Source organism: Profundibacter sp. (assembly GCF_056498605.1).
This window is the reverse complement of the sequence record NZ_JBSMEZ010000027.1, coordinates 1-22527: the sequence shown is the minus strand read 5'-3', so window position 1 is coordinate 22527 and position 22527 is coordinate 1. Positions and strand designations below refer to the sequence as shown.

Here is a 22527-nt window from a genome sequence, read left to right as displayed (position 1 = left end):
TGCGCACGCTTTATAGTGATGCGCTACGCGCAGTGCTTGTGGCGGAGGTATTTCGGAAAAGAAGAAAGAGTAAATATCCAGATTGGTCGTAGTCTGGGCTTTCCTTGGGGGCAAATCCATGTAATAGGGACGCGTCAAATGATGCTTTTGCAAGGAGACTCCCTATGGAGATTCGTGAAGCCCTTTCGTTTGACGATGTTTTGCTGGTTCCGGCCGCGTCAAGCGTGCTGCCCTCGACCGCTGACACATCGACCCAGGTCACCAAATCTATCCGTCTGAACATCCCGTTGCTAAGTTCCGCTATGGACACAGTGACCGAAGCCAAAATGGCGATTGCTATGGCGCAGGCGGGCGGCATGGGGGCGATCCATCGCAATCTGGATGTGGACGAGCAAGCGTCGCAGGTGCGTCGGGTGAAGCGGTTTGAAAGCGGGGTGGTTTATAATCCGATCACTTTGCTGGCCGACCAGACGCTGGCCGATGCCAAGGTATTGCAGGAGCGGTATCGCGTGACAGGGTTTCCCGTGGTGGACGTGCGCGGTCGGGTTGTCGGCATCGTCACCAATCGCGATATGCGCTTTGCTACGGACGACAAAACGCCGGTGTCGGCGATGATGTCATCGGACAATCTGGCGCTACTTCACGAGCCTGCCGATCGGGATGCGGCCAAGAGCCTGATGCAGGCGCGGCGCATTGAAAAGCTGTTGATCACCGACGGGGCGGGCAAGTTGACCGGCCTGATGACGCTCAAGGATCTGGAGCAAGCGGTGCTGAACCCACATGCCAGCAAGGATGAGCTGGGCCGTTTACGGGTGGCTGCGGCCAGCACGGTTGGCGACGCTGGTTTTGAGCGCTCAATGGCGCTGGCGGATGCGGGCGTTGATATGATCGTGATTGATACGGCGCATGGCCATTCCGAAGGGGTGGCTGTGGCGGTTGAACGGGCCAAGAAGGCCTTTGGTGATGTGCAGATCGTGGCGGGCAATGTGGCGACGGCGGCGGCGACCAAGGCGCTGATTGATGCGGGCGCTGATGCCGTCAAGGTTGGCATCGGGCCGGGGTCGATCTGTACCACGCGGATTGTCGCGGGTGTGGGTGTGCCACAACTGACGGCGATCATTGATAGCGCCAAGGGTGCGGCTGCGAGCGGCACGCCGATTATTGCCGATGGCGGCATCAAATTTTCCGGCGATTTTGCCAAGGCGATTGCGGCGGGGGCCAGCTGTGCGATGGTCGGTAGCATGGTGGCGGGCACTGACGAGAGCCCCGGAGAAATCATTCTATATCAAGGCCGTAGCTTTAAAAGCTACCGTGGTATGGGCAGCCTTGGCGCGATGGCGCGGGGCTCGGCCGATCGATATTTTCAAAAGGATGCCGCCAGTGACAAGCTGGTGCCCGAAGGCATCGAGGGGCAGGTGCCCTATAAGGGGCCGGCTGGCACGGTGATCCATCAGCTGGTCGGCGGCTTGCGCGCCGCGATGGGCTATACGGGGGCGGCGACTGTCGAGGACATGCGCAAGAATTCCGAATTTGTGCGGATCACGGGGGCGGGCCTGAAGGAAAGCCATGTGCATGACGTGCAGATCACGCGGGAAAGCCCGAATTATAGGATGTCGTGATGCGGGTGATTCATCGGCTGTTTACTTAGGTAAATAAGGGTGATTTGGCGGTTTTGGGTGATATGAAAACCATAAGAATTGCATATGAATTCCATATGAGGGTTCTACGCCAGTTTTACGGGTTAATGGGGCGTGCGTTAGGGTGTGTGAATATGGGGTTAATATCCGGTTAGGCCCGGATCGCAGATTTTTGTTGATCACTTTAGCGATGGTCGCAAAGGCGGGGGCAGAGTAAAATGCACTGCCCCCAACCAATCAACAGAACGCCAGCGCCAAATAGAGCAGCGCGGACAGCAGTGCGAACTTCTTGGGGCACAATCCCAATGCCCCCCACATGCACAGCGCCGCAAATGCCAAATTCAAAACTTTCGCAGTCATCAAGACTTGCAGTATCATCATCACATAAATCATCGTCTCTTCCTCTCGGATATAAGGTTGAGACTGGCCAGTCAGGGGCCGGTTGCCCCCATAGGTTGAATATGGTCAGTTATTGAAATCGATGCAGTGAAACAGGATAGCCTAAGTTGGACATTTGTAGATTTCTGGTGGCATTCGTTGTCAAAAGTTGACCAAGCCACACTTTCTAAATTTGGGAATGCCGTTGAGCGCGAAACTGCACTCAAAGGATGGACCCTCGATGAACTTTCCGGAGCCATGGACGGCGCATGTGGCAAGTCCATGCTTTCAAAGATCATTAACGGTAAACGACCTGTTATCAGCGGGCGTATTGTGGGAAAACTTATCGCAGCTTTGGATTTGGAAAAACAATGGATCGACCATTTCACCAATCAGATTGACTCTGAGCAAGGTGCAGAAACCAAAGCAGAGCATGATGCAGATCGGATCATCGGGCGACTTGTGCGGGAAGGTGCTACCAAAGGCCTAAGCGAGAACCTAATCATTTTGCTAGCGGATAAATATGCCGACGGAGGCCATCGCGATTTGGAATCTGCATATATTGGCACAAGAACAGCTCTGGAGGCGGCCCGCCGCATGCGCAAACGCGGTGAAATGCCGCGCGATAACACCGGCAGCCAGTTAAACGCGGTTATGGGCCAAGTCACCAAGCTGAACGATGCAGGCGAGTTGGATGAAGCGGACGCACTGCTGGACCAAGAAGATCGCCGGATGCGTGAGACGCACAAGGCGGAACGGGATCGACTGGATCAACAGGCCGCGACGCTGCTTGGGCAGCGACTGGATCAGGACCGGCTGCGCAACCGCCCCGATCTGGCCGCAGACCGCCTGATCAAAAACCTGAAGCAAACGCCACAAGCAGGCGGACTTTTCCGGGCTATCAACGCCAAAGCTGACGATTGGAAAGATCAAGGCGATGAAACCGGCGATATTTTTGCGCTGCGCACAGCGCTGGGGTTGGCCAAGGCGAATTATCAACGTGCCAAGAACAAGTCTGGGTTGGTCACTTCGGCGCTCTACACGCTCGGCGCATGCCATTTGCGACTGGCGGAACGATCCAGCAATGATCGGCACCTTGTCGTGGCCCGCAATGCGTTCCAGGCCGCCCTCAAAAAGACTTCCAAGTCAAAAGCCCCCCAGAACTGGGCAATCTATCAAAGCGGGCTTGGAGTCACGCTGAGAGAAATGGGTGAACGCGAAGGCGACATCGATCTTTTACAGCGCGCGGTCAAGTGTCAACGCGCAGCATTGGATATTGAGATCAAGAACAAGTCCATCAATCTGCCGATCCGCTGGAACAATTTAGGCAATGTCCTTCGAGCACTCGGTGGAATCACTCGTGACCCCGCGCCTTTGGGCGAAGCGGTGACCGCGTTTGAAACAGCATTGGCGCTGGAAGACCGCAAGGCCAACAAGCCCTCTTGGCGAACAACCCAAAACAATCTGGCCGTTGCCCAGCGCTGGCTTGGCGATGTCACCGACGATTTGGCGATGCTAACCCACGCCCGTCAAGGATATACTGCCTGCGAAACGCTGGAATTCCGCGAAGAAGCCCCCTTCAAATGGGCAAGGCTGCAATGGAATATCGCCGATCTGGCCCTTGCCCGACACCGGCTTGCCCCAGATCCCGCACTTTTGACAGAGGCGCGTGACCACGTGACCGCCGCCAGAGCGTTCTTTGTTGACGGGTCTGACTATCAAACACAGCGCTGCGACGATCTGTTGGATCAGATCAATCAGGCAGAGGCCTAGGTGTTGATGAAAAAATGCGAAATGCCAATGCTCTTTTCCCTAGGCAGGGTTGCCGGAATAATCGCCAAATTTATCCCCACTCCCTATGTAAACCCGCAACCTTTGGGTATAGGCAGGCCTCCAACCTATTCTTCACAACAGGAGCGACGCATGCAACCTGCCGCACGTCTTTCGGCCGCGATTGAAATTCTGGATGATATTCTGGACGGTTCTGCTGCTGAAAAAGCCCTGACCAACTGGGCGCGGCACTCGCGGTTTGCGGGGTCCAAGGATCGGGCTGCGGTGCGGGACCATGTGTTTTCAGGACTGCGCTGCAAGCGGTCTTACGGCGAGTTGGGCGGGGCGCAGACGGGGCGCGGGATTGTGCTGGGGTTGTTGCGGGCGCAAGGCATTCCACCTGCCGATATGTTCACGGGTGAGGGCCATGCACCAGAGCCAATGAGCGATGAGGAGGCTGCGCATAGTGCGACACCTGAGGGCAACGTCGCGCTGGACTGTCCCGACTGGATTGCGCCGTTGTTGCAAGCCAGCCTTGGCGATGATTTTGCGGCTGTGTGCCATGCGCTTCAGCATCGTGCGCCTTTGTTTCTACGGGTAAATACGCAGAAAACCACCCGTGATCAGGCGATAGAGGCGTTGGCGGTTGAGGATATTGCCGCGGTGGCGCATGCTCTGTCGCCCACAGCATTAGAGGTCACTGAAAACCCGCGTCGCGTGCATCTGAGTGCGCCCTACAATGATGGTTGGGTCGAGCTGCAAGACGCGGCGTCGCAGGCCGTGGTGGACCTGTTGCCGTTGCGGCCAGATACTCGCGTGCTGGATTATTGTGCGGGCGGGGGGGGTAAGGTTTTGGCGATGGCGGCGCGGGTTCAGGCGCAGTATTTCGCCCATGATGCTAACCCGCAGCGGATGCAGGATTTGGAGGCGCGAACGGATCGGGCAGGCTCGAGCATTACCGTGCTTGAGCCAGAGGATATGACGGGGGCCGCGCCCTTTGATCTGGTGCTGTGCGATGTGCCCTGTTCAGGCAGCGGGGCGTGGCGGCGCTCGCCTGCGGGCAAGTGGGGTTTTGATCAGGAACAGCTGGATGATCTGCGTCAGACTCAGCTGGAAATTCTGGATGCGGCGGCGGGTTTGGTCGCGCCGGGCGGGGTGCTGGCCTATACGACATGTTCTATGCTGGACGCTGAAAATTCCGAACAAACTGTCCGGTTTCTGGCGGCGCAATCCGACTGGAAATGCACCGCACAGCACCGCTTTACGCCGCTTGACGGTGGAGACGGGTTTTTCTGTGCACTATTGACGCGATAGAATAACCCTGCATAATCAACCACTAGTTGTGAAATTTGGTTTTCTGACCCGAGTTTAATGTGCGCTTAACACTTTAGAGCCGAAATAGAGGAACCACGAATCAATAAGCGGGGATTTCTCTGTGGCTCACTCGGCACAGGCATCGACTAATTTGAGCAACAGCATGATGTTGCTGTCGCCCAAGGTGATTTACCTTGGGTTGTTTGGCGTTATTTTGCTTGCGGCGGCGGTCTATGTGCCTGATCCGGTGTTCGGGGTTTTGCTGATGGCCAGCGGTCTAACGCTGGCGTTCGTATCGGTTATCGTACGGGTATACAGTTTTCTGAACACGCGGCGGCAACAGGCGATTTACCGCAGTGTTTCGGATTTTGTGGCCCATGATGCCTCGCCCAGCTTTGTAACGGATAACGATGGCGAAGTCGGTTATCTGAATGCGGCGGCGCGGGAGCGGTTTTCCGATTGCTGCGGCAAATCATTGGCGCATGCGTTGCGTGATATGTTTGCCAATCCCTCGGCGGTTTTGTTTCGGATCCAGAATAAAGCACAAGCAACAGGGGCTGCCCGTGAAGCTGTGGTGACGCTGCGCGGGCATATTCGCCTGGCGGTGCATCAGCTGGATGCTGGGGGATTTCTGTGGCGGCTTGAGGATATGGGCGAGCGTGCGATCAACAGTCGTGGGGCCGAAGGGCTGAGCCTGCCGATGCTGACAGCATCGAAATCCGGAACGGTCCTGTTTATGAATGATGCAATGCGCCGACTGCTGGGCGGACGGGTGAAAACGCTGGATCGGGTGTTTAACGATTTGCCGCTAAACAGTGGTCAGGAACATGATGTTGCCGGCAAAGATGGCACTGTGCGCAGTATTGTTGCCGAACTGGAAGGGACTGGCGGGCGGCGCGAGATTTATTTGCTGCCGGGGGCTTTGAGCGGTACGCAAGTTAATGACAACCAGTTTTTTGACAGCTTGCCGATGCCGATGATTAAAATTGCACCGACAGGGCAGGTGGTTCAGGCGAACCGTCTGGCGCGGGGCTTGTTGAACGACCCGATTGAAGGTGCAACCGATCTAGGGGATTTGGTCGAGGGGTTGGGCCGGTCCGTTGTTGACTGGATCGCGGATGCTGCTGTTGGGCGAGGGGGGAGCCAGCCCGAAGTTTTACGGGTGCGGAAATCCGATAAAGAAGTTTATGTAAAAATATCGCTTAGCCGGATCGAGGAAAATGGCGCGCCGCTGTTGATAGCGGTTCTGAATGACGCGACCGAGTTGAAAACACTTGAGGCGCAGTTTGTTCAGAGCCAGAAAATGCAGGCCATCGGCCAATTGGCAGGCGGGGTGGCCCATGATTTCAATAATCTGCTCACCGCGATTTCGGGGCATTGCGATCTGCTGTTATTGCGCCATGACCAAGGTGATACTGATTATGGGGATTTGGTCCAGATCAATCAGAATGCAAACCGTGCGGCCAGCCTTGTTGGCCAGTTGTTGGCCTTTTCCCGTAAGCAAAACCTACAACCCGAAGTGCTGGACTTGCGTGATACACTGTCTGAATTAACCCATCTTCTAAATCGTCTGGTGGGCGAAACAGTGACATTATCTTTGTCCCATGATCCCGGATTGCGGCCCATTCGCGCTGATAAACGCCAGTTAGAACAAGTTTTGATGAATTTGGTTGTAAATGCCCGGGATGCCATGCCCGATGGGGGCGAGATCAGAATTGAGACGACGGGTGTAACCTTGTCGAAAGACTTGAATCGGGACCGCGCGCGTGTTCCGGCCGGGGATTATGTTGTGGTGAAAGTCAGTGACAAGGGCACTGGTATTTCCCCGGATAAGCTGCATAAAATATTTGAACCTTTTTATACCACCAAAGCTGTTGGTAAGGGCACTGGGCTTGGGCTGTCGACGGCTTATGGAATCGTTAAACAGTCTGGTGGATTTATCTTTGTTGATAGTGCGCCAGGCAGCGGCACCTGTTTTTCCCTGTATTTCCCAGCACACGACAAAGTTATTGAAAAGGTGAGTAAAGCGCCGATTGAAAAAGCAAAATTGACAGGAAAACAAGGGGAGGGTGTTATCCTGCTGGTTGAGGATGAGGCCCCCGTACGGGCGTTCGCCTCGCGCGCCCTGCGGTTACGGGGATATACTGTTCTTGAGGCCGAGAGCGCGGAAGATGCTTTGAAAACACTGGAAGACGAGGCGCTGATTGTTGATGTGTTTGTCACTGATGTGATCATGCCCGGTATGGATGGGCCAAGCTGGGTGAAAAAAGCGATGGTTGAACGGCCGGATGTGAAGGTAATCTTTGTGTCCGGATATGCCCAAGAGGATGTGGTTGACCATCAGGCAAAGATTCCCAATTCAGTATTTTTGCCCAAACCGTTTTCCTTGAGCGATCTGACAAATACAGTGCAGCGCCAGTTCCACTAGGTGGTCTTTTGGGGATATCTGTCGGGCAGGATTTTAGTCGCCGTATTGATGTTAGAATTTATCTAATAATTACAGTATACATAGTGTCCAATAGTGATGTAATTCAGTGAATTTTCACTTGATAACCAGTCCTTAACTTCTTTGACTGAAACTTGTTTTATGAAAATTTATGTTGAAATGTTCTCTTTTTGATCTCATAAGGGAGTGAGAACATGAGGTGAACATAGTAGAGATTGCCGCGTTGGCGCGGTTATGAAATAAGGGACGGGAACAATGGCAACAGCAGATCTTTTGAAAATGAGTGACAAGCGCGATACCGACAAACAAAAGGCGCTCGATTCAGCGCTGGCCCAGATTGAACGCCAGTTTGGCAAGGGCTCGATTATGAAATTGGGCCAAGAGGGGGCAGTGCAGGAAATCGAGGCGACCTCGACCGGATCGCTCGGGCTTGATATTGCCCTTGGCATTGGTGGTATCCCGAAAGGGAGGGTCATAGAAATTTATGGCCCGGAATCTTCGGGTAAGACTACATTGACGCTGCACTGTGTGGCCGAAGCTCAAAAAGCTGGCGGCGTTTGCGCCTTTATCGACGCAGAACATGCGCTGGATCCGCTTTATGCCAAAAATCTGGGGGTCAACACGGACGACCTGTTGATCTCGCAACCTGACACAGGCGAGCAGGCCCTGGAAATCACCGACACATTGGTGCGTTCAGGCGCGGTGAATATGATTGTTATTGATTCGGTGGCAGCCCTAACGCCCAAATCCGAACTGGAAGGCGATATGGGCGATGCCAGTGTTGGCGTCCACGCCCGTTTGATGAGTCAGGCAATGCGCAAGCTGACCAGCTCGATTGCAAAGTCAGGCTGCACAGTCATCTTTATCAACCAGATCCGGATGAAAATCGGTGTGATGTTCGGCAGCCCCGAAACCACAACCGGCGGCAACGCGCTGAAATTCTACTCATCAGTCCGGCTGGACATCCGCCGCATCGGCGCGCTGAAGGACCGCGAAGAAATCGTCGGCAACGCCACCCGCGTAAAAGTTGTCAAAAACAAGGTCGCACCACCGTTCAAGCAGGTTGAATTCGACATCATGTATGGCGAAGGTATTTCCAAAATGGGCGAGTTGCTGGACCTTGGAGTTAAAGCGGGCATCGTGGACAAATCCGGCTCGTGGTTTTCTTATGGGGATGAGCGCATTGGGCAGGGCCGCGAAAACGCCAAAGCGTTTCTAAAAGAAAACAGCCGGATGGCCTATGAGATCGAAGATAAAATTCGCGCGGCACACGGGCTTGAGTTTGATATGCCCGAAATCCCGCCCGAATCCTCCGGTGGCGAGGACGTGCTGGAAGCCTGATCCGAAAAAAGAATGCAGATGCGGGGCCGCAGGCATTATGCCTTGCGGCCCTTATCTTTGTGGACAGGCGCGTCTGGCGGGGATAAACGGGTCTGACCCGAAAAAATTTTGCCCAAAGAGCCCAATATGCAAAGCCTGAACGATATCCGAAGCACATTTCTGAATTACTATGGCAAACAGGGGCATGAAATAGTGCCAAGTTCGCCTTTGGTGCCACGCAATGATCCGACGCTGATGTTTGCCAATTCCGGCATGGTGCAGTTCAAGAATCTGTTCACCGGTGTTGAAACCCGCGATTATAAACGGGCCGTAACGGCGCAAAAATGCGTGCGGGCTGGCGGCAAACATAATGATCTGGATAATGTCGGCTATACCGCCCGCCACCATACATTTTTCGAGATGCTGGGTAATTTTTCGTTCGGGGATTATTTCAAGGATGATGCAATCGCATTCGCTTGGGAATTGATCACCAAGGAATTGAAAATCGATGCCGAAAAGCTGGTGGTAACAGTTTACCACGACGATGAAGAGGCCGCGACTATCTGGAAAAAGGTGGCGGGGTTGCCTGATGACAAGATCATCCGCATTGCCACCGATGATAATTTCTGGTCGATGGGGGCGACGGGGCCGTGCGGGCCGTGTTCGGAAATATTCTATGATCACGGCGACCACATCTGGGGCGGCCCCCCTGGCAGTGCGGACGAGGACGGTGACCGGTTCGTTGAAATCTGGAACCTTGTGTTTATGCAATATGAACAGCATGAGGACGGCAGCCGGACCAATCTTCCGAACCAGTCGATTGACACCGGTATGGGCATTGAACGGGTTGCGGCCCTGTTGCAAGGCACGAATGATAATTACGCCACCGACCTGATGCGCAGCTTGATCATGGCTTCGGCTCATGCGACATCAACTGATCCCGATGGGCCGGGGAAAACCCACCACCGTGTGATTGCGGACCACCTGCGTTCGACCTCGTTCCTGTTGGCGGACGGTGTAATGCCGAGCAATGACGGGCGCGGGTATGTGCTGCGCCGAATTATGCGTCGCGCCATGCGCCATGCGCATTTGCTGGGCACAAAAGAGCCATTGATGCACCGATTGGTGCCGGCATTGGTGCAGCAAATGGGCGCGGCCTATCCTGAATTGGGGCAGGCCCAAGCGTTGATCGAGGAAACACTGCATCAAGAAGAAACCCGTTTCAAACAAACACTTGAGCGGGGTTTGCACTTGTTGGATGATGAACTGGAACGGTTGCCTGATGGGGTGGATTTGTCGGGCAAGGCGGCGTTCAAATTATACGACACATACGGATTTCCGCTGGATTTAACTCAGGATGCGATGCGTGAAAAAGGCCGCGGCGTTGATATTGACGGCTTTAATGCCGCGATGGAAGCGCAAAAAGCCAAGGCGCGGGCGGCGTGGTCGGGCACCGGTGAGGAGGCAGATGCGGCAATCTGGTTTGATCTGGCGCAGAAACACGGGGCCAGCGAATTTCTGGGATATGACACGGACACGGCCGAGGGTCAGATTCTGGCGCTGGTTCAGGATGGCGTTGCAATACCGAGCGTCAAGACCGGCGACAAGGTTCAGATCGTGTTGAACCAGACCCCGTTTTACGGCGAAAGCGGTGGGCAGGTTGGCGATAGTGGCACGCTAAAGGTCGAGGGTGGAACGGCCCAGATTACCGATACAAAAAAAGCGGCGGGGATATTTATCCATGTTGCCGAAATTACCGATGGTGAATTGACCGTCGGGCAGGGGGCGGAATTATCTGTCAATCATGCCCGCCGCAGCGCTATTAGGGCCAATCATTCGGCAACGCACCTATTGCACGAAGCCCTGCGCCAAGCGTTGGGGGATCACGTGGCGCAGCGCGGATCTTTAAATGCGGCGGACCGGTTGCGGTTTGATTTCTCGCACGGCAAGGCGCTCGATGCGGATCAATTGCAAGCGGTTGAGGCCGAGGTGAATGACTATATTCGTCAAAACACCGCTGTGGAAACACGGATCATGACGCCCGATGACGCACGCGGGATCGGGGCGCAGGCGTTGTTTGGTGAAAAATACGGCGACGAAGTGCGGGTGGTGTCGATGGGCACCCAGAGCGAGAGCGGTAAAGGGGCCGACGGCAACACCTATTCTCTGGAATTATGCGGCGGCACACATGTGCGCCAGACAGGTGACATTGGCCTGTTTGCCCTGCTCGGCGACAGTGCGTCATCTGCGGGGGTGCGCCGGATCGAGGCGTTAACTGGGGCGGCGGCACTGGATTATCTGGCAGGGCAGGAGCGTGCGCTGGCGCAGGTTGCGGGCCTTCTTAAGGCGCAACCCGTAGAGGTTTTAGCGCGAGTGAAGGTGTTGATGAATGAGCGCAAGGCATTGCAAAACGAGGTGACGCAACTGCGCCGTGAGTTGGCAATGTCGGGGGGGGCCGGACAAGCGGTTACACAAGAACCACGTGAAATCAACGGGATAAAGTTCATATCTCAAGTGCTAAAAGGTGTGAACGGCAAGGATTTGCGCGGGCTGGTTGACGAGCATAAGGCACGGATTGGATCGGGTGCGGTTTTGTTGATTGCCGATGCCGGTGGCAAGGCTGCTGTGGCGGCTGGGGTCAGTGATGACCTGACGGACCGGGTTTCGGCGGTGGATGTAGTCAAGGCTGCCGTCAGCGAATTGGGCGGTGTTGGCGGCGGAGGCCGTCCCGACATGGCGCAAGGTGGCGGCAAGGATGTGGACAATGCGGCAGCTGCGATCAAGGCTGCGGAAAAAATACTGGAAGGATCGTGAAATGGTTGCTTATGCGATGGTGCATATTGATGTGAATGACGCGGATGTTTACGCGAAATACGCGGAACTGGCGGGGCCGGCGGTGGCCCAATATGGTGGTGAATTTCTGGCCCGTGGTGGCGAGTGTTTTCACATGGAAGGCGAAGGGCGTTCGCGCAATGTGATTATCCGTTTCAAGGATATGGACACGGCAAAAGCCTTTTATAACGGGCCAGAATATCAAGAAGCGCTGTCTTACGGGCTGAGATCGGCGGATCGGGAATATACATTTGTTGAAGGTGTCTGACATCCGACAAATAACACAACAATAAAGGCCGGACATCTGATGATGGTCCGGCCTTTTTATTTTATCATTACGACTTAGCTATCTGAACGCGCCGCGCGTTTACGCTCGTGCGGGTCCAGATGGCGTTTGCGCATCCGAACCGCATTTGGCGTAACTTCGACCAACTCGTCATTGTCGATATAGGCAATGCTTTCTTCCAGGGACAGGGTGATCGGGGTGGTCAGGCGCACGGCCTCGTCGGTGCCCGATGCCCGCACGTTGGACAGTTTTTTACCCTTTAGCGGGTTCACTTCCAGATCATTTTCACGGGTGTGTTGACCGATGATCATGCCGGTATAAACCTGTTCCTGCGCACCGATAAACATGCGGCCACGATCCTCGAGGTTAAACAGCGCATAGGCCACGGACACGCCGTTCTCCATCGAAATCAGAACGCCAGAGCGACGGCCCGGGATGGACCCTTTATGCGGGGCCCACTCGTGGAACACACGGTTCAAAACGCCAGTGCCGCGCGTATCGGTCATGAATTCACCGTGGTACCCGATCAGGCCGCGCGATGGCACATGCGCGATGATGCGGGTTTTACCCACGCCTGCCGGTTTCATTTCAACCAGATTACCCTTGCGCACGCCAGTCAGTTTTTCGATCACCGCACCGGAGTATTCATCATCCACATCAATGGTGACTTCTTCAACCGGTTCGCATTTCGCCCCGTCAATTTCCTGAAACAGCACTTGCGGGCGCGAAATGGACAGCTCGAACCCTTCGCGGCGCATGTTCTCGACCAGAACACCCATTTGCAGCTCACCTCGGCCAGCGACCTCGAACGCGTCACCCCCCGGGGTGTCGGTGACTTTAATCGCGACGTTGCTTTCGGCTTCTTTCATCAGACGGTCACGGATGACGCGGCTTTGCACCTTTTTGCCGTCACGACCGGCCAAGGGGCTATCGTTAATGCCAAAGGTCACGGTGATGGTCGGCGGATCAATCGGCTGGGCCGGAATGGCGGTATCAACGTCCAGCGCACATAGGGTGTCGGCAACCGTGGTGGTGGACATACCGGCGATGGACACGATGTCACCCGCTTCGGCCAGATCAATCGATTTTTGCTCGAGTCCACGGAACGCCAGAATTTTGGTGACGCGGAATTGCTCGATTTTGTCGCCATCGCGGCTCAGACCTTTGATGGTTTCGCCAACTTTCAGTGTGCCGGTCTCAACACGACCTGTCAGCAAGCGGCCAATGAACGGGTCCGCGCCAAGCGTGGTGGCCAGCATTGAAAATGGCTCGCCAGCTTGGGCGATTTGTGCGGGGGCTGGCACATGTTTGATGATCAAATCAAACAGCGCATCCAGATTTTTGCGTGACCCGTCCAGTTCCACATCTGCCCAGCCGGAACGACCGGATGCATACATCGCGGGGAAATCCAGCTGCTCATCTGTGGCATCCAGATTGGAGATCAGGTCGAACACCTCGTCCAGCGCGCGGTCTGGTTCGGCGTCGCCTTTATCAACCTTGTTCAGTACCACGATGGGGCGCAGACCAAGGGCAAGCGCCTTACTGGTCACAAATTTGGTTTGTGGCATCGGTCCTTCGGCCGCATCCACCAGCAGCACAACACCATCAACCATCGACAGGATGCGCTCAACCTCGCCACCGAAATCCGCGTGGCCGGGGGTGTCTACAATGTTAATGCGCACGCCATTCCAGACCACGGAAGTGGGTTTGGCAAAAATGGTGATGCCACGTTCGCGTTCCAGATCATTGCTGTCCATCGCACGCTCAACGGTTTCTTCGTTTTCACGATAGTTACCGGATTGTTTCAGCATTTCGTCGACAAGCGTGGTTTTGCCGTGGTCAACGTGGGCGATAATAGCGATATTTCGCATGTCCATAAGATTAGCCTTTTCGGGATGTTTGAGCGCCGCTTACCCTGCCTTGGGCGCAATTGAAAGCCCTAAGCGGGTGGAAGGTATGAAAAAGGGCAGGGGTGTGTGCCCCCGCCCCATTATTTGGGTTTGATCGTGGTTAAGCGGCTACATTGCCTTGTTCAGGTTCGTATCAATCGCCTCAAGGAAACCCTCGGTGGTCAGCCATTTTTGCTCTGGCCCAACCAGCAGCGCCAGATCTTTGGTCATTTGGCCGCTTTCAACCGTATCAACGACCACGCGTTCCAGCGTTTCGGCGAATGATTTCAGTTGTGCGTTACCATCCAGTTTGGCACGGTGCTTCAGGCCACCTGTCCACGCATAGATCGAAGCGATCGAGTTGGTCGAGGTTGCTTCGCCTTTCTGGTGCTGACGATAGTGGCGGGTGACGGTGCCGTGGGCCGCTTCGGCTTCGACTATTTTGCCATCCGGCGTCATCAGTTGCGAGGTCATCAGCCCAAGAGAACCAAAGCCTTGTGCCACGGTGTCGGACTGCACATCACCATCGTAGTTCTTACATGCCCAGACGAATTTGCCGGACCATTTCATCGCCGCCGCGACCATATCGTCGATCAGGCGGTGCTCATAGGTGATGCCTTTCTTGGCGAAATCCTTGGCAAACTCGGCGTCGAAAATTTCCTGAAACAGGTCTTTGAAACGGCCATCGTATGCTTTGAGGATAGTGTTTTTGGTCGACAGATAGACGGGCCAGCCAAGGTTCAAACCGTAGTTCAGCGAGGCACGAGCGAAATCGCGGATGCTGTCATCGCGGTTGTACATGCCCATCGCCACGCCAGCGCTGGGGGCATCGTAAATCTCGTGCTCGATCACCGCGCCGTCTTTACCGACGAATTTCATCGACAGTTTGCCAGGGCCGGGGAACAGAAAATCAGTGGCTTTATACTGATCACCAAAGGCGTGGCGGCCAATGACAATCGGGTCGGTCCAGCCGGGCACAAGGCGTGGCACGTTTTTACAGATGATCGGAGCGCGAAAAATCGTGCCGCCCAGAATGTTGCGAATGGTGCCATTCGGGGAGCGCCACATTTTCTTCAGGCCAAATTCCTCGACCCGTGCCTCGTCCGGTGTGATGGTCGCACATTTGACGCCAACGCCGTATTTCTGGATCGCGTGTGCTGCATCAATGGTGATCTGGTCATCGGTGTCGTCGCGCGCTTCCATGCCCAGATCGTAGTATTTCAGGTCAAGGTCCAGATAGGGCAGGATCAGTTTCTTTTTGATGAAATCCCAGATAATGCGGGTCATTTCATCGCCGTCGAGTTCGACAACGGGGTTTTCTACCTTGATCTTGGTCATTGGGTGCTCCGGTTCAGTTGGATTCGGTTAGGTGCCTTGTAGCGCAAAGGCAGGCTAGGGGAAAGGCTGTATGCGATTGTATACTGCTCTGCGGGTGCATAGCTGACCCAATAGGTCGCGTAACAAAAAACGATGTGATTATACTGTATACAGCCTAGGGTTTGGCGAGCTTATCAAGATATTGTTGCGCCCGTTTATTGGCCCTGTGCACACGAATAAAGGTGCGATAGCTTTCTTGGGTGGTGGAAGAAGTCGCGCCAATAATTTCGCCAACATCTTCAACGATCTGGTCATTGTCATGATCTTTCGCTGCTTTTAGGGCGCCCAGTGCCAGCTTATTGGCAATCTCTTCTACAATGGTACTCATCTGAGCTTACCTTGTTGTTTCTGTCAGGCGGCGCTTAACATAGGTTTCTACGTTGCCTTGCAGTGTGTCCATGTGGTCATCCTCAAAGAAGTGGCCAGAGCCCTCGATTTCCTGGTGGGTGATGGTGATGCCTTTTTGCTCGTGCAGCTTTTCAACCAGAATATCGGTATCTTGTGGCGGGGCCACGCGGTCGGCGGATCCGTTGATGATCAGGCCCGAGGCGGGGCAGGGCGCCAAAAAGCTGAAGTCATACATGTTGGCGGGCGGTGAGACGCTGATAAATCCGGTGATTTCAGGGCGGCGCATTAACAGTTGCATGCCGATCCACGCTCCGAACGAAAATCCGGCGACCCAGCAATGTTTGGAATTCGGGTTCAGGGTTTGCAGGTAATCCAGCGCGCTTGCTGCATCCGACAATTCGCCCACACCCTGATCATATTCGCCTTGCGACCGTCCCACACCACGAAAATTGAACCGCAACACGGTGAACCCCATATTGTAGAACGTGTAATGCAGGTTATAGACCAGACGATTGTTCATCGTGCCGCCAAATTGCGGATGCGGATGCAAAACGATGGCAATCGGCGCGTCTTTGGCTTTTTGCGGGTGATACCGGCCTTCGATGCGCCCCTCGGGGCCGGGAAAAATGACTTCGGGCATGTATTGTCCTTATATTATTGGGCGCGTTGACTGAACTCATCAGGCACCATAGACCATTCCATAATCAGCGGATGCTGATAGCGGGTTATGGTCGAAGTAAGCGCACAACCTGCGGACGTCAATGTTTTTGGGGGTTTAAGGCGATGAAACTGAGCACAAAAGGCCGATATGCAATGGTTGCACTGGCGGATTTGGCGATTCAGCCCGGCGATGGGCTGGTATCCTTGGCGGAGATTTCGGCCCGACAGGATATTTCGCTGCCATATCTGGAGCAGTTGTTTGTGAAATTGCGCCGCGCTGATCTGGTCGAGTCCGTGCGCGGGCCCGGGGGCGGATACCGGTTGACCTGCCCGCCCGCCGAAATCCGTATATCGGATGTGATGTGTGCGGTGGACGAGACCGTTTCGGCGATGCACACAGGGGCAGGTGCCAAGGGTGGCGCGTCGGGATCACGGGCGCAATCCATGACCAACAGGTTGTGGGAGGGATTATCGGCGCATGTATATGTGTTTTTACATCAAACGCGTCTGTCGGATGTGATCCAGAACGAATTGGCGCCTTGTCCGGCGGTTCCTGTATTGTTCGAGGTTGTGGATGAGAAATGAGCGGTTGCGCCGCCTGACGGCGTCGCCCCGAGCATTTTGCCCCTGCGGGCCAAAGTGCAGTGCCTGCGGCGCGGATATTTAAGCAAAAGAGAAACGGGGAAGTTATGGCTCGGACCTATCTGGACTGGAATGCAACCACGCCCTTGCGCGATGAGGCGCGGGTGGCGATGATTGCGGCAATGGATGTGATGGGGAACCCGTCTTCGGTGCATTTCGAGGGGCGTGCGGCGCTTTCGGTCGTCGAAAAGGCGCGGGGCCAGATTGCGGCGGCGTTCGGAGCGGACGGGGCAGATGTGATTTTCACTGCCAGCGCGACCGAGGCCGCGGCACTGGCGATGGCGGCGCGGGGTTTGCATTGTGGCGGGATCGAGCATGATGCGGTTGCAGCATGGGGCAAGGCAGAGTTAGCGGCGGATGCGCAGGGGCGGGTTTCGGTGACTGATCCGGCGGTGACTGCCTTGCAGGTGGCCAACAGCGAAACGGGGGTATTACAGGAATTACCCGAAGGGCTGGCGCTGACGGATGCCACCCAAGCCTTTGGTAAAATCCCGTTTGCGTTCAACTGGTGTGGCGCTGATATGGCGCTGATTTCGGCGCATAAGCTGGGCGGACCCAAAGGTGTGGGGGCATTGGTGGTCAAACGGGGCAGCGACTTAAGCGCGCAGGTTCGCGGTGGCGGGCAGGAAATGGGACGGCGCGCGGGCACCGAAAACGTCATAGGAATTGCGGGTTTCGGGGCAGCAGCCGAGGCGGCGGCGCGGGATTTGGCCAATGGAATCTGGGATGAAGTTGCCGAAATTAGAAAGATTCTAGAAATAATGCTGGCAGAATCAGAAAAAGATACTATTTTTGTCGGGAATGAGGTCGCGCGGCTTCCGAATACCTCCTGTTTTGCTGTCGCCGGTTGGAAAGGCGAGACGCAAGTGATGCAGATGGACCTTGCCGGGTTTGCGGTTTCGGCTGGATCGGCCTGCTCAAGTGGCAAGGTGCGGGCGAGCCGAGTTTTGCAGGCGATGGGGTTCGATGACGAGATTGCAGCCAGCGCGATCAGGGTCTCGATTGGGCCTGACACGACGAAGGACGATGTGGTGCGCTTTGCCAAAGCATGGCGCGAACAGTTGGAAAAATTCAAAGCGCGGCGGGCGTGAAAGGAAAACAGATGGCGGCGATAAGCGAAATGATAGCCAAGGATGGTGTCGAGGAAGAAACCGTTGATGCGGTTCGCAGCCTTGCCGGTAATTACAAATACGGCTGGGATACTGATATCGAGATGGAATACGCGCCCAAGGGTGTGAACACCGATATCGTGCGGCTGATTTCCGAAAAGAACGAAGAACCGGAATGGATGCTGGAATGGCGTCTGGCGGCGTTCGAGCGGTGGGAAAAGCTGAAAGAGCCGACATGGGCGATGGTGAATTACCCTGATATCGACTTTCAGGACATCTATTATTACGCGCGGCCCAAATCGATGGAAGTGAAGCCGAAGTCATTGGACGAGGTTGATCCGAAGCTGTTGGCGACCTACGAGAAGCTGGGCATTCCGCTGCGCGAGCAGATGATTTTGGCCGGTGTCGAGGGGGCCGAGGCGGCACCTGCTGAAGGGCGCAAAGTGGCGGTCGACGCGGTTTTTGACTCCGTTTCCGTGGGCACTACGTTCCAAAAAGAACTGGCCGAGGCAGGGGTTATTTTCTGCTCGATCTCGGAAGCGATCCGCGAGCATCCCGAGCTGGTGAAGAAGTATCTGGGCACGGTTGTTCCGGTGTCTGACAACTTTTACGCCACATTGAATAGCGCGGTGTTTTCGGACGGATCATTCGTTTACATCCCGCCCGGTGTGCGCTGCCCGATGGAGCTGTCGACCTATTTCCGCATCAATGCCGAGAACACCGGCCAGTTTGAACGCACCCTGATCATTGCCGATAAAGGCAGCTATGTCAGCTACTTGGAGGGTTGCACCGCCCCCAAACGCGATGTGGCACAGCTGCACGCGGCGGTGGTTGAGATCATCATCGAGGAAGACGCCGAGGTGAAATACTCCACTGTGCAAAACTGGTATCCCGGCGACGAGAACGGCAAGGGCGGGATTTATAATTTCGTCACCAAGCGGGCTGATTGCCGTGGCGACAATGCTAAAGTCATGTGGACGCAGGTCGAGACGGGTTCGGCTGTGACATGGAAATATCCAAGCTGCATTTTGCGCGGCGACAATTCACAGGGCGAGTTTTACTCGATTGCCATCACCAACAATTACCAGCAAGCCGATACCGGCACCAAGATGGTGCATCTGGGCGCTGGCACCAAATCGCGGATTGTGTCCAAAGGGATTTCGGCGGGCCGCGCGCAGAATACCTATCGCGGGCTGGTTTCAATGCACCCGAAGGCGCAGAATTCGCGCAATTATACCCAGTGCGACAGCCTGTTGATCGGCGATAAATGCGGGGCGCATACGGTGCCTTATATCGAGGTAAAAAATAACAGTAGCCGCGTGGAACATGAGGCGACGACGTCCAAGGTGGACGATGAGCAAATGTTCTATTGCCGTCAGCGTGGCATGGGCGAGGAAGAAGCCGTGGCGTTGATCGTCAACTGCTTTGCCAAGGAAGTGCTGCAAGCGCTGCCGATGGAGTTTGCTATGGAAGCACAGGCACTGGTGGCGATTTCGCTTGAGGGGAGCGTTGGGTAACTTGCTGTTTGGTCATCATCATAGAGACGGGTACTATAACATTAATGTCCGGAGTCTTGGCAGTGACGCGTTTGCTGTGTTCATGGTGTTTCTGGCCGTCGTATGTGGTGTGATGGCAATTGGCGTTTGGCAGTTTGCTGCATATCTAACGATGCAACAGATGATCGGCATTGCCTTTGTCACTGGGCTGGCTGTTTCCGGGATCTACGGGGTGCGAATGGCGAAACGGAATGAGAAAAGGGCGCTGGATACTGCTCGTGAAAAGAGTAATGAGAAAAAAGCCGAAACCCAAAAACAAATCGACGCCATGCTGCGGGGCAATTCCAAAATTCCTGAGGTGAAGCGATGACCACAACTGCCATCCCAAAACGCCTGCCGCCGCCTGAACCGATCCGCCTGCTGATGACGGCGTTTATGGCGTTTATCAAAGGTGCTGTGATCTCGGCCATTTTGGTGGCCCCGTTTCTGGGTATCTGGCCGGCGGTTGGCACGTCGCTGGTGTTTACCACATTCTGCGTTTGGCTGGCCCATAAAAAGGGGCCGGGTGTGGGGATTATCGTGCGAAAGCCTGCGCAGCACCCAACAATAGAAAATCTGGATAGCTGATATCCGGCAGTGAAAAGATGAATAGCTTATAAATGAAATGCGCTTGAGGAAATAAAATGTTAAATATCAAAAACCTACACGTCAAACTTGAAGAGGAAGACAAGCAAATCCTGAAAGGTGTTGATCTGGAAATCGGCGCGGGTCAGGTGCATGCGATCATGGGGCCGAACGGGTCGGGGAAATCGACCCTGTCCTATGTATTGTCGGGGCGCGCAGGGTATGAGGTGACGGAAGGCACGGCCACATTGCTGGGTCAGGACCTGCTGGAACTGGAGCCAGAAGAGCGCGCCGCATTGGGGCTGTTTTTGGCCTTCCAGTACCCTGTTGAAATTCCTGGGGTGGGCAACATGACCTTCCTGCGCACGGCGGTTAATTCGCAACGCAAAGCGCGGGGCGAGGATGAATTGTCGGCGGGCGAGTTCCTGAAGGACATCCGCGCCAAGGCCAAGACGCTAAAAATCGATGCCGAGATGCTGAAACGACCCGTCAATGTGGGTTTTTCCGGTGGCGAGAAAAAGCGCAACGAGATTTTGCAAATGGCGATGCTGGAGCCAAAGATGTGCATTCTGGATGAAACCGATTCTGGGCTGGATGTGGATGCGATGAAACTGGTGGCGGAGGGTGTGAATGCGTTGCGCAGCGAGGGGCGTTCGTTTTTGGTTATCACGCATTATCAACGACTTCTGGACCATATCAAACCTGATGTTGTGCATATTATGGCCGATGGGCGGATCATTAAATCTGGTGGTCCCGAACTGGCGCTTGAGGTCGAAAACAACGGCTATGCCGATCTGTTGGCGGAGGTTGCCTGATGGAAGCCGCACGCAAATCAGCACAGGCGCGATTGCAGGCGATGGGCCTGCCGCAGCGCCGTGATGAATACTGGAAATACACCCGCCCCGACCTGTTAACCACCGATGATGTGGCACCGGCCGCGCTGTTGATCCTTGATGAGGCGCCGCTGTTTGACACGGTGGAGCGTTTGAAAATCGTCTTTGTTGACGGGGTGTTTGATGCAGATGCGTCTGATGATCTGTCGATGGACGGGATCGAGATTTCGCAATTGAAAGACGCGGCAGATTGGGCGGATGACCTATACGGAACGCTAGAGGAAAACGGGCAAACGCCTGTTGCCCGCCCGTTGGCGGCATTGAACAGCGCCAAGGCGACGCAAGGCATTGTGATCCGTGCTACCGCCAAGGCAAGCAAACCTGTCAGTCTGATTTATATAAGAAAATCAGAAGTATCTGATGTGATGCTACACCATGTTATCCACGTGGAAGAGGGCGCCGACCTGACCATTCTGGAAAATGGCCCCGCTGCGGCACGGCTGAATACGGTGATGGAAGTGGACATTTCTGACAAAGGCGCGTTCCACCATGTGCGCGCAATGGGGCGTGACCACGCGCGTCGCGCGGCGACGCATATTTTCGGGCGTTTGGGCCACGAGAGCACCTTCAAAAGTTTTACCATGACGGTGAACGGCAAGCTGACTCGCAACGAGGTCGTGTTGGAAATCAACGGCAATAACGCGGTCGCTCATGTGGCTGGTGCCGCGATGGGGGATGGTGATTTTCTGCATGATGACACCGTCTTTATCACCCACGACAGCCTGAATTGCGAAAGCCGTCAGGTGTTCAAAAAAGTGCTGCGCAACGGGGCGACCGGTGTTTTTCAGGGCAAGATTCTGGTTAAAGAGGGCGCACAGAAAACCGATGGCTACCAGATGAGCCAATCGTTGTTGCTGGACGATGATTGCCAGTTTTACGGCAAGCCAGAGCTGGAAATTTACGCCGATGATGTGCTGTGTAGTCACGGGTCGACCACGGGCGCGATTGACGACGAGGCGATGTTCTATTTGCAATCGCGCGGCGTGAGCAAAACAGAGGCACAAGACCTGCTGGTACTGGCATTTCTGGATGCCGCCGTGGACGAGATCGAGGATGAAGCCATCGCCGACGACATCCGCTCGCGGCTAGAGGGTTGGCTGTCACGTCGGCGGGGCTAATCGGACATGGCGCTGACACGTGATATAGTGGCGACGTATCGTAGCCCTGCCAAGGTGATGAAACGCCAGCTGGAGCGTGGCCAAAGCGAGCCTTTTGCGTTGTCCTTGGCGATGGCGGGTTGCGTGGTTGCCTTTGTCGCACAATGGCCGCGGATATCGCGTGAGACCGTTCTGGCCGGTGGTGGAGAAGAGGGGTATTTGCCCTATTATTCCGCCTTCATTGCCTTACTTTTCATCATGCCGCTTATCCTTTATGTGCTGGCTGGCGTTTCGCATCTGGTGGCGCGGATGTTGGGTGGGCAGGGCAGTGGATATGGCGCGCGGATGGCTGTGTTCTGGGCGTTTCTGGCCTCCTCGCCGGTGTTTTTATTACATGGAATGGTTGCCG

Annotated in this window: 18 protein-coding genes and 1 pseudogene; 15 read left to right on the top strand and 4 right to left on the bottom strand. The window is 55.1% G+C overall.

Annotation, left to right across the window (positions count from 1 at the left end):
* Nucleotides 1–164: 164 nt before the first annotated feature.
* The 7 genes from guaB to ACWB12_RS03175 all read left to right on the top strand — a co-directional run bounded on the left by guaB (nucleotide 165) and on the right by ACWB12_RS03175 (nucleotide 11965).
* Complete coding sequence (gene guaB / locus ACWB12_RS03205) at nucleotides 165–1619, top strand: IMP dehydrogenase (RefSeq protein WP_479528618.1); 1455 nt, start codon at nucleotides 165–167, stop codon at nucleotides 1617–1619.
* A gap of 555 nt (nucleotides 1620–2174) precedes the next feature.
* Nucleotides 2175–3788 carry a tetratricopeptide repeat protein gene (locus tag ACWB12_RS03200; RefSeq protein ID WP_479528617.1) on the top strand — a complete coding sequence of 538 codons (1614 nt, stop codon included), beginning with the start codon at nucleotides 2175–2177 and terminating at the stop codon, nucleotides 3786–3788.
* Between the two features lie 150 nt (nucleotides 3789–3938).
* Nucleotides 3939–5099, top strand: a complete 1161-nt coding sequence (locus ACWB12_RS03195; protein ID WP_479528616.1) for an RsmB/NOP family class I SAM-dependent RNA methyltransferase — start codon at nucleotides 3939–3941, stop codon at nucleotides 5097–5099.
* Between the two features lie 166 nt (nucleotides 5100–5265).
* On the top strand, nucleotides 5266–7527 hold the full coding sequence (locus ACWB12_RS03190; RefSeq protein ID WP_479528619.1) for a hybrid sensor histidine kinase/response regulator: 2262 nt from the start codon (nucleotides 5266–5268) through the stop codon (nucleotides 7525–7527).
* Nucleotides 7528–7800: 273 nt separating this feature from the next.
* Entirely contained in the window at nucleotides 7801–8886 is a 1086-nt protein-coding gene (gene recA, locus ACWB12_RS03185; RefSeq protein WP_479528615.1) for a recombinase RecA, read from the top strand.
* A 126-nt stretch (nucleotides 8887–9012) separates the two neighbouring features.
* Nucleotides 9013–11679: an alanine--tRNA ligase gene (alaS, locus tag ACWB12_RS03180; RefSeq protein WP_479528614.1), complete on the top strand. Its 2667-nt coding sequence runs from the start codon at nucleotides 9013–9015 to the stop codon at nucleotides 11677–11679.
* Nucleotide 11680: 1 nt separating this feature from the next.
* A complete protein-coding gene (locus ACWB12_RS03175; protein WP_479528613.1) occupies nucleotides 11681–11965 on the top strand; it encodes a DUF1330 domain-containing protein in 285 nt (94 codons plus the stop codon).
* A gap of 74 nt (nucleotides 11966–12039) precedes the next feature.
* Here ACWB12_RS03175 and typA read toward each other — a convergent pair whose 3' ends face one another.
* The 4 genes from typA to ACWB12_RS03155 all read right to left on the bottom strand — a co-directional run bounded on the left by typA (nucleotide 12040) and on the right by ACWB12_RS03155 (nucleotide 16237).
* Nucleotides 12040–13860: a translational GTPase TypA gene (gene typA, locus ACWB12_RS03170; protein ID WP_479528612.1), complete on the bottom strand. Its 1821-nt coding sequence runs from the start codon at nucleotides 13858–13860 to the stop codon at nucleotides 12040–12042.
* Between the two features lie 141 nt (nucleotides 13861–14001).
* Complete coding sequence (locus ACWB12_RS03165; RefSeq protein ID WP_479528611.1) at nucleotides 14002–15210, bottom strand: NADP-dependent isocitrate dehydrogenase; 1209 nt, start codon at nucleotides 15208–15210, stop codon at nucleotides 14002–14004.
* Nucleotides 15211–15364: 154 nt separating this feature from the next.
* A complete protein-coding gene (locus ACWB12_RS03160) occupies nucleotides 15365–15577 on the bottom strand; it encodes a hypothetical protein (protein ID WP_479528610.1) in 213 nt (70 codons plus the stop codon).
* Between the two features lie 6 nt (nucleotides 15578–15583).
* Nucleotides 15584–16237 (bottom strand): alpha/beta hydrolase, encoded by a 654-nt coding sequence (locus ACWB12_RS03155; RefSeq protein ID WP_479528609.1) that lies wholly within the window; start codon nucleotides 16235–16237, stop codon nucleotides 15584–15586.
* Between the two features lie 143 nt (nucleotides 16238–16380).
* Here ACWB12_RS03155 and iscR point away from each other — a divergent pair, with 143 nt between their 5' ends.
* The 8 genes and pseudogenes from iscR to ACWB12_RS03115 all read left to right on the top strand — a co-directional run.
* On the top strand, nucleotides 16381–16842 hold the full coding sequence (gene iscR, locus ACWB12_RS03150; protein WP_479528608.1) for a Fe-S cluster assembly transcriptional regulator IscR: 462 nt from the start codon (nucleotides 16381–16383) through the stop codon (nucleotides 16840–16842).
* A 104-nt stretch (nucleotides 16843–16946) separates the two neighbouring features.
* Nucleotides 16947–17990 (top strand): cysteine desulfurase family protein, encoded by a 1044-nt coding sequence (locus ACWB12_RS03145; protein ID WP_479528607.1) that lies wholly within the window; start codon nucleotides 16947–16949, stop codon nucleotides 17988–17990.
* Nucleotides 17991–18001: 11 nt separating this feature from the next.
* Nucleotides 18002–19525, top strand: coding sequence for a Fe-S cluster assembly protein SufB (gene sufB, locus ACWB12_RS03140; RefSeq protein ID WP_479528606.1), 1524 nt, complete (start codon nucleotides 18002–18004; stop codon nucleotides 19523–19525).
* Nucleotides 19518–19874, top strand: a complete 357-nt coding sequence (locus ACWB12_RS03135) for a hypothetical protein (RefSeq protein WP_479528605.1) — start codon at nucleotides 19518–19520, stop codon at nucleotides 19872–19874. Before sufB ends, ACWB12_RS03135 begins: the two co-directional genes overlap by 8 nt.
* Nucleotides 19871–20131: a hypothetical protein gene (locus ACWB12_RS03130; protein WP_479528604.1), complete on the top strand. Its 261-nt coding sequence runs from the start codon at nucleotides 19871–19873 to the stop codon at nucleotides 20129–20131. Before ACWB12_RS03135 ends, ACWB12_RS03130 begins: the two co-directional genes overlap by 4 nt.
* Nucleotides 20132–20187: 56 nt before the next feature.
* Entirely contained in the window at nucleotides 20188–20943 is a 756-nt protein-coding gene (gene sufC, locus ACWB12_RS03125; protein ID WP_479528603.1) for a Fe-S cluster assembly ATPase SufC, read from the top strand.
* Nucleotides 20934–22139: pseudogene (locus ACWB12_RS03120) on the top strand (SufB/SufD family protein); the annotation flags it as partial. The gene sufC and the pseudogene ACWB12_RS03120, both read left to right, overlap by 10 nt.
* Before the next feature lie 6 nt (nucleotides 22140–22145).
* Nucleotides 22146–22527, top strand: a 382-nt coding sequence (locus tag ACWB12_RS03115; protein ID WP_479528602.1) for a YIP1 family protein, incomplete at its 3' end; no start/stop codon positions are given.